Raw genomic sequence first — 13,976 nt, forward strand, 5'->3', positions numbered from 1 at the left:
GCTAATATCTTCGTGCAAAGTCTACCCAACTTGGAAGAACTTTGCAACCAGTCCATTTTTGAACGGAAGAGTCAAAAACTGCTAGGGCTGAGTTAATTTACTATCATTTTTCTTTTTTCGCGATTTATGCGGATAGAAAAAAATAATGACAGTCAGGCAAGTTGAGCGAAGCAAGATATTAAAAACCTCTCCAGTGATACCTCCTAACTTCTCTACTTGATTATTAACCTTCATTAACTGGAAAAATTGATTATTTAGCGGAATCACACTGGCATTTACCATCAGTAAAATAAAAAAAGTCACTGTAAGGACTACTAACCGAACATTTTTCTTATATCGATCCCAATCGGCATAAGTCGAAAAAAATAAAACCACATTAGCAAGTGAGAGCAACATAAGCATCGGCCCATTAATACTCAAAAAATCAAATAAATTACAATAACTGATAACCATCAGGATGAGGTTTAAATAATATGTAATCTTGGCCAGCTTATCTGCTCGCCGATTTTGTTTACTCTGTTCTTCGTAGTGTTCCAACAGGTGATCATCTTTCAATAAGTTATCCGTTGAAATTCCGAAAACTTCACTCAACTGCGTAATGCTGTTGATATCTGGATATCCCCGACCATTTTCCCAGCTGGAAATCGTTTTCCGGGAAACGTGAAGTTTGTCAGCTAACTCTTGTTGGGTCAAATTATTTTGTTTTCGATAATACCGCAATTTATCTGAGATATCCACGTCGAATCCCCCTCACCATAGGCTTTTAATCATTATGTAACAAATTCAAGCCCCCTGTCAAACCAATGTCTAGTTATTGTAGACCCCCAATGACGTCGTTACTTTACGCTTCAAATACTTGGAACAGTCTATTCGGTAATCTCCTGCTTTTTCTTTTTTGGCCTGTGTTACCGGGTTACATTATATCTATAAGATTACGGACTGAACCCTAAGCAACAGCTAACCTTAACTTCATATCACTAACTAGCGGCAAGTCATTCCCATCCCTTCTCTTAGAAGTCTTCAGAATTACTTGCCGTTTTTGTAAAGCATATTAAAAATAATCGTTCAATTCATGCGTTTAAAGAATAATGTATATACCAGCCCTATCAGGCCAATCATGGTGAACGCTGCTTCAGCATACCAATCAAAACGATTTAGATTGATGTGAACCGCTGCCCCGACGCTTGTAGCGAAAATAATTAGCCAGAGCCAGAAGTCGACGCTAAGATAGAATTTCTTATTCATTTTCAACATGTCACTTTCCTTTCCTCAATTAAAAACAGTGACTGTCATCGGCAACCCAATTTTTAAACTATTTTGCCTTTCTAATCTTCAGATACCTACGTATACCATCAACGCCAATTAAAATTATGCCAAAAGTGAGCAGCAAAACATTAATCCAGCTCACGTTGGTACTCAGTATGCTTGGAAGCCAAAGCAAGAACAAGAATAACAACAAAATATAGTGTGGCAAAAGCGCCTTGTATTTACCATGCAATGCCTTTTGAAGTTTAAATAACATTTTCAGCGATTTTCATTCATCGATTGGACTCGAATGAATGACAAATCTTCCCTCCTCTTTATTCATTATTAACCCGAAATCACCATAAATTTAACCAACGAGATCAAAACAAAGGCAATCTGCAAGTAGAAATCAAACTTATTCAGTTTGTTGGTGTCATTTGTAGACTCAAAAATATTAAAATGGGCCATGACCGTGATCAGTGAAGCAAAGCAGACAAGTGCTAGAATCACAGGTACCGTTACCCATAACGCTGTTAACAACAACATTAACGTCATCGCGAACAGCCCCATTTTTTGCCAGTTACCTTCATAATAAGTTTCTTCTGTCATTTAGTTTACTTCCTTTCCTTGTTCAAATCTTTTGTTTCACACTTTTAGCGACCCTTTTTCTTGAGAAACGGGTAACCAATCAATGAAATCCCAAGGACCAACCCGATAAGATCAAGCAAAAAGGTGATATTAAAATGGCTCACTTGAATCACTCCAGGTAGATTTGCAACAATCATGTACAGCCCAAGCCAAAAATCAAAGGTCTTGTAAAATCGATAACCTTTCTTTGTTCCGTCCATCGCTATCTCCTCCATTATCAGTTTCATTAAAAAATTATGTGAAAACTAATTAATGACTACAGTATCTCTCTAAATGGTAAAAACCCCTAGCTATTCTTAACAGACATTGGAAAATTAGCATTTGTTACGAATCTTAGACATTAATCAGTGCTTTTTTCAGTATTGAAAAACAGTTTCCGCCTTAGTTTTCATTAATGGTTTGCGGTTTTCAGTTAACGTTCAAGAGACAAAAAAGCCGACCCATTTTGGCAGCTGATTACTTAGTGAGGCAATTCCACTATTTTCTATTCGCTTGACTTTTTCTACTGAAACCGCTATAAATAATACATAAGCTGCAAAGCTTAATTGAATATTTCGTCTGGGGTGCCTAGGCGTGACTGGTTAATAATTACGATTGTTAATCATCGCGTTCGCCAAGGCTGAGATAATACCCATCGAACCTGATACAGTTTGTACTGTCGAAGGAAGAGCGAACCGGAAAATTGATTTTAAACCTGACTTCCGAGATCTTCTTTTAACAGAAAAGAAGATCTCTTTTTTGTTAGAACCAACTCAGTTGTCAATTTCTTAAACTGGATCCCCTTCCTTCGAGCAATCTTGAAGAAAGGGGCTTTTTGTATGGTAACCGTTAATGGTCAGGAAGAAAACGTTGCTGGGCAAACCGTCATTGATTTTCTTAAGCAGCGCAATGCACCTGTTGATAACATCGTTGTGGAACGTAACGGTGAAATCGTTCACCGGGCTGAATTTGATCAAGTCACACTGGCAGCCGGTGACAAAGTGGAATTAATTTCATTCGTTGGTGGCGGCTAAAGGGAGGCAATTTAAAAGTATGGAAGCAGAAGTTCAAGGACAATCGTATCAAGATGTGTACGAAGGCATGAAGGAGCGTAACGTCAAGGACTCCACTGATAAACTGGCAGCGGCCCATGTCACTATTGCTGGCGCTGGTGGCCTTGGATCCAACATCGCTATTGCACTCACCAGAATTGGTGTCGGTCATCTCAAATTAATCGATTTTGATTCAGTAGAACTCAGCAATTTAAACCGGCAACAGTTCAAATTAAGTCAGGTTGGAATGCCAAAAGTTATGGCGCTCAAACAAAACCTGCAGGAATTTAATCCATTTATTGAAATTCAAACGGCCCAGGTTAAAGTTACTCATGACAACGTTAAGGAACTCTTCGCCAGCGCTGATATTATCTGTGAAGCATTTGACAATCCGGCTGCCAAAGCCATGTTGTTGGATGCCGCGTCAGAATTCTATCCGGACAAACCACTTATAATGGGCACCGGTATGGCTGGCGTTCACAGTTCCAACACGATTTCAACTAAGCATCCCAGAGCCAATCTTTACATTGCTGGCGATGGAACCAGCACGGGGGCTGAAGGTTTAATGGCACCCCGAGTAATGATCTGCGCTGGTCATGAAGCAAACATGATTACCCGACTAATTTTAGGTCAAACTCAAATTTAAGGAGGAAATTAAGATGTCAGTATCCAATCAAGATCAAGACGAATTAACGATTGGCGGTCACAAGTTTACATCCCGATTCATTCTAGGTTCCGGAAAATATTCTTACGACTTGATTGATTCAGCCATTAATAACGCTAAAGCACAAATTATCACCATGGCACTGCGCCGCAACACCAGTGGCTCAGAAAATATCTTAAACTTTATTCCAGACGGGATTACGATTCTGCCAAACACTTCCGGTTCAACAAATGCCGAAGAAGCGATTCGAACTGCACGAATTGCCCGCGAATTAAGTGGCAGTGACTTCATTAAGCTTGAAGTTGTGCCGGATAAGAAGTATCTGATGCCGGATAACTATGAAACGTTAAAGGCCACTGAAGTATTGGCTAAGGAAGGCTTCATCGTGATGCCATACGTCCTGCCCGACTTGAATATTGCTCGCCAATTGGTTGATGCCGGTGCCGCAACGGTCATGCCATTAGCCGCACCAATTGGCACTAACAAAGGCCTCTCGACCAAAGACCTGATCCAAATTCTGGTAGACGAAATTGACGTCCCAATTATCGTGGACGCCGGAATTGGTCGCCCAAGCCAAGCTGCCGAAGCAATGGAAATGGGCGTTTCGGCTGTTATGGCCAACACGTCAATGGCCACTGCCGGCAACATCCCCTTAATGGCCGAAGCTTTCAAGCTGGCCATTGAAGCCGGTCGAAAAGCTTATCTGGCAAAACCGGGACGAGTCATCGAACATGGCGCAGTTGCTTCCTCACCATTAGCCGGTGTCAGTGCTGCAAAGTAGAAGGTGATTCAATGCCAATCAAAACTGACCAATTGGAAGACCGTCTCGCGACAATTAATCACTTTTCAAACCACGAAATTGGTCAAAACCGGTTGGTATACTCGTCAACTTGGATTAAGGGGCAAAATCAACTGATTGATTGGGGGCTGGCAAGCGGGATGACTGTAACCGTTGACGCCTATGGAACGGTTTATTTAGATGTCATTGGCTCGACAGTTCCTCAAGACGTGATTGCCACCGGCTCACACATGGATACGGTAGTTCATGGTGGCCCCTATGATGGACTATACGGCGTTATTGGCGGCCTTCAGGCTATTCAAAACCTGGTGAGTCGATTTGGCCAACCTAAAAAAACGCTGCGATTAATTTCGTTTAGTGAAGAGGAGGGCAGTCGATTCCCGGCCACTTTTTCCGGTTCCAAACACTATACCGGCTTTGAAGATGTTACCGGCATTCAAGATCAAGCCGGTAACGACTTTGATGCCGTCCGAAAAGTGGCAATTGCTAAATTAAATCGAAACGGCGTTACTGCTGGTCGACCGACATTACCAGAAAGCTTTACCGAATTGCACATTGAACAAGGGCCTCAGTTAAGTGAAGCCGCTTGTCAGATCGGACTGGTAACCGCCATTGTTGGCCAACGTCGCTTCACGGTGACTGTTAATGGGATTGCTAATCACGCTGGGACAACCCCAATGAGTGATCGCCATGATGCCCTTCAAATCGCTGTGACGCTTATTAACCAACTGCGTACTGAAGCACTCGCACTCAGTAAGAAGCTCACCTTCACAGTTGGTGAACTCCACGTATGGCCAAATACCTCGAATGTGATTCCCGGAAAGGTGACGTTTACCATTGATACCCGCCACGTTGACGAACGAATTCTCAATCGATTCGAGAACCGCTTAAAAACTGTGGCTGAGCAGGCTGCCATTTCACCGGTCAAAGTCGCCGTCAATCGATGGGTAGCCGACCAACCGGTTCAGCTTGATTCGACGATGCTAGCGCAAAATGAGCGGTTGGCCCAAAAATTGGGACTGGCTTACCAGAAATTAGCCTCGGGTGCCGGCCACGACAGTGAAATTATGAGCAGGGTTGCTAAAACAACCATGATTTTTGTCCCAAGTATTAACGGCATTAGTCATGCCCCACAAGAAAAAACGGCCAGCCCCGATTTACACGCTGGAGTTCGCCTTCTTCAAGCAAGTTTGAAACAACAAGCTTATTGATTCAATACTGGCCTATCACTTCTAAACAGAATGTTCGAATCATTCAACCACACTTTTCTTTCTAAGATAAAAAAACCAAGTTCAACAGCCGAATCCGAATTAGCAATGATAAAACTAATTTGGTTTCTCAAGTTGAACTTGGTTTTTCATTTTAATTGAGGCCGGTAAGTGCGGCTGAGGAATGATTGATTTTAGCGGCATTTTTATCAAATGGTGCAGTTTTAACAACTCCCAGAACTTTGTCTTTATCGACAAATCCCCAATAGCGGCTGTCGTTAGAAACTGACCGGTGATCACCTAAAACAAAATAATGGTTTCGAGGAACCTTGACCGCATTTTGGTCTTTAGCCCAGTGAGCCGATAAACTTCGCAGGTCCCAGTTACCGGTTCCCTGTCCTCGTTGATACTGATTTATATAGTTTTGATTAAGACGTTGACCATTAATATAGATCGTCCCATTGTTGCTGCTGACAGTGTCACCCGGAAGGCCAATCACGCGTTTAACATAATAATCGGTTTGAGAAGTCGCTTTTGGATCCTCTCCGTGAGCATTAAAAATAATCACGGAATTTCGATGGATTGGCAATGTTTTAAAAACGCTCACCACTTCTGAATTTTGCAGATTAGGCTGCATTGATGTCCCCTTTATCAGGCTGGCGCTCACAAAATACTGGCGAACGGCGATACCAATTAAGAGCCCGATTGCAATGGGCAACAGCCAACTCATGATAGTTTTTAATTTTTTCAAATAATCCCTCCATTGCACACCTTGATGATTGGTCTTATCATATCACGTTTTCCAACAGAACCTGCTTAAAAAACGTTAAAAATTATTGACAGTAAAAGAGGTTGAAAGGAAACTATCTTGTTTCCCGTCAGCCTCTTTTGCTTTTTATTCATAGTGTGTCCCACGAAGTCGATCTAAAGTCTCTTTCTTCAAGTAGTAAGGGGTTACGCCATCATCAACCGCTTTATCCAATAACCTCTGTGCCTGCTTGCGAGCAACAATCGTCGGTACCTTGATTGAAAGAACTGATTTATTAATCACCATTTGATTAACGTCTAAATTAGTCTTGGTTTTATAACGAACGTCAGCATGTGTTTTCTTTTCTTTCTCACGACTGCGCTTTTCTTTAGCCATAGAGATCCCTCCTCACTATTAGTTGAATAAACTCATCAAGTGGGTGAAAGCAAGCATTTAGTATCCCGAATATAAGGCGTCAATTAGTGAAAACCTGATTTGGGCTTGGCTAATTGAACCCTTATATGTAGGATATTGCTTGATTGAACCGTTCTAATTAACTTAATCATAGCAAATTGCAGGAGAAAAGTATAATCAGATGACCAGTGGGTGAAAGCAAGCGTTTAATATCCGGAATATAAGGCGTCAATTAGTAAAACCCTGGTTTTGGGTTTGGCTAATTGAACCCTTATATGTAGGATATTGCTTGATTGAACCGTCCTAACCAGTGGGTGAAAACAAGCGCTTAATATCCTAGTCTCTTACTGGTACCTTATCAAACTTTTCTCGATACCAGTCTTCCCAAGTACCGGAAACCAGACTGCCGTCTTCACGATACTCCGGATTAATGACCGAGATGATGTGTTTGAGGTCACCGCCGCATTCCCGATAAAGTTCGTTGCGAAGTTCATCAGGAGTAAACGATCGATTTTCAAAAATGAAGTGATTAATGTCCGCTAAATAATAATCAATTCGATACATTGAAAGGATTTCCAAATTATTTTTTCTCAAACGCGGTAAATAAAAATCAATAAAGTCTTTAATTGCCATCTCGGTTGCTGTCTCATTTAATTTATCGATAGTAACTGTTTCTGCCACGATTACACCTCCTCTTATTCCATTATGCCACATTTAGGACTCCAATGAACAGCCAAAGTAGTATGATAAGGGTGAAAGAATTCAAAGGACGGGATCGATATGGCAAATAGAAAAGTTTACACAGATTATTTCTTTGATGAGCCAGCGTTTAACACGCATGATGGTGGCTATGTGCCGCTTGAAACGCCGACAACGCCACAGGAAAAATTGAGAATTCCAGCTTTATTACAACCCGATCAGGAAACGCCTACTGATATGACGTACACGGTAACCGCTCAAGCTGGTGAAACCCAGTTGCTGCCCGGCCCTAAGACCAAGACTTGGGGTTATAACACCAGTATTCTAGGCAAAACAATTGTCTTTAAAGACGGCAAGAATATCCATGTTACACTGAAAAATCAATTACCTGAAGTAACTACCTTTCATTGGCATGGCTTGAACGTATCGGGGCCCATTGTAGATGGCGGCTGTCATGCACCAATTTATCCGGGTGAAAGCCATCAAATCGATTTTAAATGTGATCAGGTTGCTGCAACACTCTGGCTGCACGCTCATCCATGCCCGGAAACGGCAGAACAAGTTTGGCGTGGATTGGCTGCCATGGTCATTGTTCAGGATAAAACCGAGAGCCAATTACCGTTCCCGAGAAATTACGGCGTCGATGATATCCCATTGGTTCTCCAAGATCGGCGGTTCCATCAAAACAATCAATTGGATTACATGGCAGATTACGATCCCGATGGTGTTCAGGGGCCAACGCCAATGATTAACGGCACGATCAATCCCTATTTTGATGTAACTACCCAAAGATTGCGGCTGCGGATCTTAGACGGTGCCAACCGACGCGAATGGCGGCTGCATTTTAGTGATAATTTAAAGTTTACTCAAATTGCCTCTGATGGTGGTATTTTACCGGAACCGGTTGATTTCACCCACCTCATGTTAACCTGCGCTGAGCGAGCCGAGATACTGGTTGATTTCAGCCAATATCAACCAGGCGATGAAGTCACACTTTATTCAGATGATGTGCCACTCGTCCATTTCAGAATTCATCAATTTGCCAAAGATGATACTAAATTACCAGATCACTTGGTTGAAATCCCTGATCCACCCGTTACACCAAATACTAAAGTGCATCAAGTCGTCATGTCCGGCATGGATGAACAAGTTGAAATCAACGGCACAAAGTTTGATATGCAACGAATTGATGACAAACAAAAAATTGGTAACGTTGAGTACTGGGACATCTCTAATACTAATGATAAAAGCACTGGGATGATTCATCCTTACCACATGCATGCGACACAATTTAGAATTGTTTCCAGAAATGGTCACGCACCATATCCTAACGAACGAGGACTAAAAGATACAGTCGGTGTTAATCCTGGTGAAACAGTTCGCTTGAAAGTCGGCTTTAATAAGCTGGGTGTCTTTATGAATCATTGCCATATTCTTGAGCACGAAGACGGCGGTATGATGGCCCAATTTGAAGTTTATGATCCAGATCACCCTAAAACCTATCATTTGATGGACATGGATACGTTAATGACCGCCTTTGCTAAAGAGCGTGGTGTTAAAAAAGAAGATTTAAATATTCCGGGAATGCACATGTAGACTTGCAAATTTTGGAATTTAACCCTATCATAGCTGAAAACAGTTGGCATCCTACTGATTGGCGATATATCTGTTTTCAATATTTATTGAAATTCGAGTGAACTTTATTGTTGCATTCGAGTCAGGCCTATGATAGGATACTAATTGGAATGAAAGTTGAATAGAAGCTGTTAGGTGAGGCTCCTATGTGAAAAATGCTACTGCTCAGAAACGTCGAAAAACGCCAATGAGTCAGCTGTTCTAGTCAAAGTAAGGCTTGGACTAACGTAGCTGTTATTGAATAACTACATCACATAGTGCTAAAGCTCAACGACTGGCAAAAGATATTTTGATGTGTCCAGTCGTTAGCGGCTGGACACATTTTCATTCTAAAAAACTTTTAAGAGGTGAGATTTATGACAGCTGAATTTATAGATCCTGGAGCGACGAAGCATCAGTCTACCATGGGAAGACCGGTTGTGATAATATCCCTCTCGCAGATCAGATTCTAAGGAATCTTAACGAGAAATTGTGACGATCGATTTTCCCACAGAAAGAATGATTTGACTATCTAAACGTATTATTTCTTGATTCTAGGGCTTTAATGCCTCATGCATCACAAGAAAATTCCCGTTTTCGTTTGTTTGGATATGTCAACACTTTTGGGAATTCGATTAATACAATTTCTCGGTGGTTTTGGACATTTAGGTACTGACGTACTTGTGCCCAATCGGTTATCTGCGGCCGAAAAACGCCTCACCTTTTAGGAAACTAATTGGGGAGAATGCGATTAATCGTGACAAATTGCCAACACATAAATACGGTAATAATCGTAATCATGAGGAAATCACCTCCAAGAATCCGGCGGAAGCTAATTCTTGAAAGATGACTGCGATCTTACTGGATAATAAAATTATAAAACCACCAACGTAAAGTCGTTGGTGGTTTTTTAGTCTAATTTTCAAATTATTGGTAATCGTTGTTGTTATCGATTTAGGCGTCATCCAAATAGACACTTTCTCTTATTTTGCATATTGTTTCACAGCCAAAAACGGGTAATCTTTCTAAGTGAACACGATGTTTAATAACTAATGAATATCACATCGTTAACTTTGAAATGGAGATGGCTGAATTGATTAAATCAGAATGGCGTTACTTAACAAGTCGAAAAATGATGATGGTGGTTCTAATCGCAATTGCTCTAATTCCAGCAATTTACTGCTACCTGTATCTTTCGTCAATGTGGAACACTTACGGCAAGATGGATCAACTACCCGTAGGAATTGTAAATAATGATCAGGGGAGTGCTGAGCGTGGCCACCAATTATCAATTGGTAAAGCATTGGTAAAACAACTTCAAAAATCTAATTCTTTAGACTACCATGTGGTCTCAAAATCATTGGCCAACCGTAAACTGAAAACTGGTAAATATTTTATGATTTTGACAATCCCAAAAAGTTTTTCAGCTAAGGCAACAACATTATTAAGTGCTTCCCCGCAGCAACCAAAATTATATTTCGAAATTAACTCAGGCCAAAACTTTATCGTTTCGAAGATGACTAAGGGTGCCATCACAGCAATCAATCAAAAAGTTGCCACTCAAATCACCACTTTATACACTAAAGCTATTTTAAATACGTTAAAAAATGTTACGATTGGCATGTCAACGGCAGCTGTCAGCAGTCAAAGAATCACCAAAGGCAGCCAACAACTTCAAGGGGAATTAATAGCTTCTCAAAAAAGGAACGTCACATTGTTAGATGGCCTTAAAATGCTTCAAAAAAGTCAAATGGCGTCAAAATCAAGTATCAAAAATAGTCGTTCAAATCAAATGTCCGTCAATCAACTAGCAGCTTTAACATTTGGTATGGGAAAAACAATTCTCGGCAATAAATCTCTGATTGCCGGCAGTAAGAAAATAACTTCCGGAAACCAACTACTTGCTCGAAAATTAGCAGTAGCTGCCAAAGAATTAACCAATCTCTCCACAACTTCAAAAAGTGCCGGGTTAATTGCTAACCCAGTTAAAGAAACCTCAAGTGATGTCGCAAAAGTTCCAAATAACGGTACTGGTATGGCACCGTTTGCCATTGCGATTGGCTTGTACGTTGGAGCCATCGCTTTGGGGACCATGTACGATGGCTATTTGCCACGCAGAAAGCCAAAGTTAGCCTTTAATTGGTGGTTCAGCAAATTCTCCGTGGTTGGAACTGTCTCCCTTGTTCAGACGCTGTTTTTATCGACTACCCTCGCTTATGGAAATCATCTACACACTTTTTCCGAAGGTTGGCTCTTCATACTCATTCTGATTGGGTCACTTCTTTTTTCTTCACTCATCTTCTTTTTAAGAATCTGGCTGGGCGGCTTTGGGACATGGTTGGTATCAATTATTTTAGTTCTGCAATTAGCATCGTCTGGTGGGCTTTATCCAACCCAATTGCTGAGCTCACTTTCAAGCAATTTAAATCCTTGGTTGCCCATGACGTATTTGATTGATTCGCTGCGAGCAACCATTTCAACAGATTTACCGATTCAGGTAGATATTTGGATCATGCTTGGGCTGGTTTTAGCCCTAAACGCTTTAATTTGGGTCAAATTCAAGTTGGATTTAAACAAACCATTACTAATTGATAAGCAGCCAAAGTTGGCCAGAAGTTAATGAGGAGGTACGTTGTGATAAAAGATAAAAGGCTTGGTCAAACTAAGCACAAAATTCAAGTTGCGTTTATTAAGTTAGCTAAAAAAAGTGGTTTTGACCACCTAACAATTAGCGGCATTATTAAAACTGCCAAAATTTCCAGAGGCACGTTTTACCTGCATTATGATGATAAGTATGATTTGTTAGCAAGTTATGAAAACCAAACATTGCAGGATATTGAAGCCCTTTTTAATCAATTTGACAAACCAACGTTATCGCTAACAACTACATCAAAACTTGAACCAAATAATGCTTTCTATCAATTATTTAAATACCTGTATACTCATCGGTCGCTAATTAACGTACTACTTACTCGCACTGATCAGCGATTCATTACCCAAATGAAAGCTTTAATTAAGCAGGAAGTTGGTTTATCCAAGCCTCACTCAGTGCCACTTTCAACTAAGTGCCAAATCCCGTTTGATTTTGCAGAAGAAATTATTTTGCAAAATATTGTGTCCCTGATTAATTATTGGATTGGCAAGGAAAGACCCGAACCACCAAGTCAAATCTATCAAATCTTTATTGCAACTCGATTAGTTTCAATTGCAGATCTAACAGCGAATTTAAATCTCTGATTATCCACTAATTAATCAAAAATGACGCCACTAAATCGTTACTTCAATGCGATTTAATGGCGTCATTTTCATTTCGAATTCAATTTTAGATAATATTAATTAGGACTCTCAACCTTTTCGTGCCCTTTCACGTGTTTAAATTGTGCAATGTATTTTTCAGATTTTTGTTCATCAAATTCATTTTCCGACTTACCAATTACAACGGTTGCCAGTGAATTACCAACTACGTTAACCGCCGTTCGACCCATATCGACAATTCGGTCAATCCCGGCAATAAAGGTTAAGCCACTCATTGGCACCCCAATTGTCGAAATTGTTGCCAATAGAACCACAAAGGAAGCGCCTGGAACGCCGGCCATACCTTTCGATGTCAGCATCAAAACAACTAACAGAGTAATTTGATGACCAATTGAAAGGTGAATGCCGTACGCTTGAGCCAGAAAGAGTGCGGCTAATGATTGATAGATTGCAGATCCATCTAAATTAAACGTGTATCCAGTCGGAATAACAAACGAAACAATACCTTGGTTGGTTCCAAAGCGATCCATTTTTTCAATCATCTTGGGTAAAACGGCTTCTGAACTTGCTGTTGAAAATGCTAGAATAATTTCATTTCTAATCACGCTAAGTAAGTCCATAATGTGAAATTTAAATAATCTGGCGACAATGCCCATTACCACTAACACGAAAATAATCATTGTGGAGTATGTAATAATCACAAAGTAGCCCAGTGGAATTAACGCACTGATTCCCATTTCGGCCAAGGCAACGCCAATCAGTGCACAAACTCCGATTGGAGCCGCATGCATCACCCAGTTAGTCACTTTAAACATAACCTCTTGGACGGCTTGAAGAAACTCAATTAAGATTTTCCCTTTTTCGCCAATTGCGGCAATTCCAAGGCCAAAAAAGACGGAGAAGAAAATTACTGGCATCATGTTGCCACTCGCCAATGAGCTAAAAATATTAGTCGGGATAATCCCTAACAGCGTATCCCAAAGGCCGGTATGTTTGGCAGATTTAGCGGTTGCCATATATTGACTAATATCAGACCCGTGTAGTGAATGGATATCAATCATTGTTCCAGGATGAAGGATGTTGGCAATAATCATGCCTAAAACAATTGCCACCGTCGTCATTAATTCAAAATAAATGAGCGTTTTAAGCCCCACTCTACCAAGTTTCTTAATGTCACCAATACTGGCAATCCCAACCGTTAGACAAGACACCACAATTGGTAAAACAATCATTTGAATCAGGCTAATAAACATGGTCCCGATATTTTGCATTGTCGTAATTGCAACTTGATTCTTGTAAAAAATAATCCCAAAGATAATTCCCAATACCAGACCAATGAGGATTTGCCATCCAAGCGTCAATCTGTAAGACTTATAGCGCTTCATTTTATCTCACCTTTTTCTGAGTAGTTTCACTTTATCAATATATAACAAAGACCTTCGATAGTAAATACTATCGAAGGTCTAATTTGCGTGGCAACGTCCTACCCTGGCAGGGGGCGATCCCCCAACTACTCTCGGCGTTCAGAAGCTTAACTGCTGTGTTCGGCATGGGAACAGGTGTCTCCTTCTGGCTATCGCCACCACACTATTTTCCTGAAAGAACTTCGTTCTCTCAAAACTAGCTAATATTAATTTCCTGCTTGAAAACA

General features: G+C 40.7%; 14 protein-coding genes, 1 rRNA gene and 2 riboswitches. Of the genes, 7 read left to right on the forward strand and 8 right to left on the reverse strand.

Features of this window, described 5'->3' with window-relative positions; genetic code table 11:
- Positions 1 to 81: 81 nt before the first annotated feature.
- From ED605_RS00970 to ED605_RS00985, 3 genes are all read right to left on the reverse strand, one after another.
- The gene (locus ED605_RS00970) at positions 82 to 738 is read right to left on the reverse strand and encodes a helix-turn-helix domain-containing protein (protein WP_121977068.1); all 657 of its coding nucleotides are present in this window, start codon (positions 736 to 738) and stop codon (positions 82 to 84) included.
- A gap of 852 nt (positions 739 to 1,590) precedes the next feature.
- Positions 1,591 to 1,854 (reverse strand): hypothetical protein, encoded by a 264-nt coding sequence (locus tag ED605_RS00980; protein ID WP_121977070.1) that lies wholly within the window; start codon positions 1,852 to 1,854, stop codon positions 1,591 to 1,593.
- Positions 1,855 to 1,898: 44 nt separating this feature from the next.
- On the reverse strand, positions 1,899 to 2,093 hold the full coding sequence (locus tag ED605_RS00985; protein ID WP_121977071.1) for a hypothetical protein: 195 nt from the start codon (positions 2,091 to 2,093) through the stop codon (positions 1,899 to 1,901).
- Between the two features lie 349 nt (positions 2,094 to 2,442).
- Positions 2,443 to 2,578, forward strand: a riboswitch (TPP riboswitch).
- A gap of 133 nt (positions 2,579 to 2,711) precedes the next feature.
- Here ED605_RS00985 and thiS point away from each other — a divergent pair.
- From thiS to ED605_RS01005, 4 genes are read left to right on the forward strand one after another with little or no spacing between them, the layout of a single operon-like run.
- The gene (gene thiS, locus ED605_RS00990; RefSeq protein ID WP_121977072.1) at positions 2,712 to 2,906 is read left to right on the forward strand and encodes a sulfur carrier protein ThiS; all 195 of its coding nucleotides are present in this window, start codon (positions 2,712 to 2,714) and stop codon (positions 2,904 to 2,906) included.
- Between the two features lie 19 nt (positions 2,907 to 2,925).
- Entirely contained in the window at positions 2,926 to 3,570 is a 645-nt protein-coding gene (gene thiF / locus ED605_RS00995) for a sulfur carrier protein ThiS adenylyltransferase ThiF (protein ID WP_162919719.1), read from the forward strand.
- A gap of 13 nt (positions 3,571 to 3,583) precedes the next feature.
- A complete protein-coding gene (locus ED605_RS01000; RefSeq protein ID WP_121977073.1) occupies positions 3,584 to 4,369 on the forward strand; it encodes a thiazole synthase in 786 nt (261 codons plus the stop codon).
- A gap of 11 nt (positions 4,370 to 4,380) precedes the next feature.
- Positions 4,381 to 5,598, forward strand: a complete 1,218-nt coding sequence (locus ED605_RS01005; RefSeq protein WP_121977074.1) for a Zn-dependent hydrolase — start codon at positions 4,381 to 4,383, stop codon at positions 5,596 to 5,598.
- A 151-nt stretch (positions 5,599 to 5,749) separates the two neighbouring features.
- Here ED605_RS01005 and lepB read toward each other — a convergent pair whose 3' ends face one another.
- The 3 genes from lepB to ED605_RS01020 form a co-directional block, all read right to left on the reverse strand.
- Positions 5,750 to 6,346 (reverse strand): signal peptidase I, encoded by a 597-nt coding sequence (gene lepB / locus ED605_RS01010; RefSeq protein WP_370824324.1) that lies wholly within the window; start codon positions 6,344 to 6,346, stop codon positions 5,750 to 5,752.
- A 144-nt stretch (positions 6,347 to 6,490) separates the two neighbouring features.
- Positions 6,491 to 6,739, reverse strand: coding sequence for a hypothetical protein (locus ED605_RS01015; protein ID WP_121977075.1), 249 nt, complete (start codon positions 6,737 to 6,739; stop codon positions 6,491 to 6,493).
- 354 nt (positions 6,740 to 7,093) lie between these two features.
- Positions 7,094 to 7,471 carry a hypothetical protein gene (locus ED605_RS01020; protein ID WP_121977076.1) on the reverse strand — a complete coding sequence of 126 codons (378 nt, stop codon included), beginning with the start codon at positions 7,469 to 7,471 and terminating at the stop codon, positions 7,094 to 7,096.
- Positions 7,472 to 7,537: 66 nt separating this feature from the next.
- Here ED605_RS01020 and ED605_RS01025 point away from each other — a divergent pair, with 66 nt between their 5' ends.
- From ED605_RS01025 to ED605_RS01035, 3 genes are all read left to right on the forward strand, one after another.
- Positions 7,538 to 9,052: a multicopper oxidase family protein gene (locus ED605_RS01025; protein ID WP_121977077.1), complete on the forward strand. Its 1,515-nt coding sequence runs from the start codon at positions 7,538 to 7,540 to the stop codon at positions 9,050 to 9,052.
- A gap of 159 nt (positions 9,053 to 9,211) precedes the next feature.
- A riboswitch (M-box (ykoK) riboswitch) is annotated at positions 9,212 to 9,377 on the forward strand.
- Positions 9,378 to 10,163: 786 nt separating this feature from the next.
- Entirely contained in the window at positions 10,164 to 11,690 is a 1,527-nt protein-coding gene (locus ED605_RS01030) for a YhgE/Pip family protein (RefSeq protein WP_121977078.1), read from the forward strand.
- A 14-nt stretch (positions 11,691 to 11,704) separates the two neighbouring features.
- Positions 11,705 to 12,307, forward strand: a complete 603-nt coding sequence (locus tag ED605_RS01035) for a TetR/AcrR family transcriptional regulator (RefSeq protein WP_162919720.1) — start codon at positions 11,705 to 11,707, stop codon at positions 12,305 to 12,307.
- Between the two features lie 95 nt (positions 12,308 to 12,402).
- Here the strand turns inward: ED605_RS01035 and ED605_RS01040 are convergent, their stop codons facing one another.
- Positions 12,403 to 13,710, reverse strand: coding sequence for a cation:dicarboxylate symporter family transporter (locus ED605_RS01040; RefSeq protein WP_121977080.1), 1,308 nt, complete (start codon positions 13,708 to 13,710; stop codon positions 12,403 to 12,405).
- Positions 13,711 to 13,795: 85 nt separating this feature from the next.
- Positions 13,796 to 13,912: ribosomal RNA gene (rrf, locus tag ED605_RS01045) — 5S ribosomal RNA — on the reverse strand.
- Positions 13,913 to 13,976 lie beyond the last annotated feature (64 nt).

Source organism: Lentilactobacillus raoultii, from assembly GCF_900411375.1.
In the GTDB taxonomy this organism is placed as follows: domain Bacteria; phylum Bacillota; class Bacilli; order Lactobacillales; family Lactobacillaceae; genus Lentilactobacillus; species Lentilactobacillus raoultii.

Coding starts and splice junctions, on each gene's coding strand:
- thiS (WP_121977072.1), top strand. CDS start 2,712: ATGGTAACCGTTAATGGTCAGGAAGAAAACGTTGCTGGGCAAACCGTC.
- ED605_RS01020 (WP_121977076.1), bottom strand. CDS start 7,471: ATGTGGCATAATGGAATAAGAGGAGGTGTAATCGTGGCAGAAACAGTT.
- ED605_RS01005 (WP_121977074.1), top strand. CDS start 4,381: ATGCCAATCAAAACTGACCAATTGGAAGACCGTCTCGCGACAATTAAT.
- ED605_RS01025 (WP_121977077.1), top strand. CDS start 7,538: ATGGCAAATAGAAAAGTTTACACAGATTATTTCTTTGATGAGCCAGCG.
- ED605_RS01015 (WP_121977075.1), bottom strand. CDS start 6,739: ATGGCTAAAGAAAAGCGCAGTCGTGAGAAAGAAAAGAAAACACATGCT.
- thiF (WP_162919719.1), top strand. CDS start 2,926: ATGGAAGCAGAAGTTCAAGGACAATCGTATCAAGATGTGTACGAAGGC.
- ED605_RS00985 (WP_121977071.1), bottom strand. CDS start 2,093: ATGGACGGAACAAAGAAAGGTTATCGATTTTACAAGACCTTTGATTTT.
- ED605_RS01000 (WP_121977073.1), top strand. CDS start 3,584: ATGTCAGTATCCAATCAAGATCAAGACGAATTAACGATTGGCGGTCAC.
- ED605_RS01040 (WP_121977080.1), bottom strand. CDS start 13,710: ATGAAGCGCTATAAGTCTTACAGATTGACGCTTGGATGGCAAATCCTC.
- ED605_RS00980 (WP_121977070.1), bottom strand. CDS start 1,854: ATGACAGAAGAAACTTATTATGAAGGTAACTGGCAAAAAATGGGGCTG.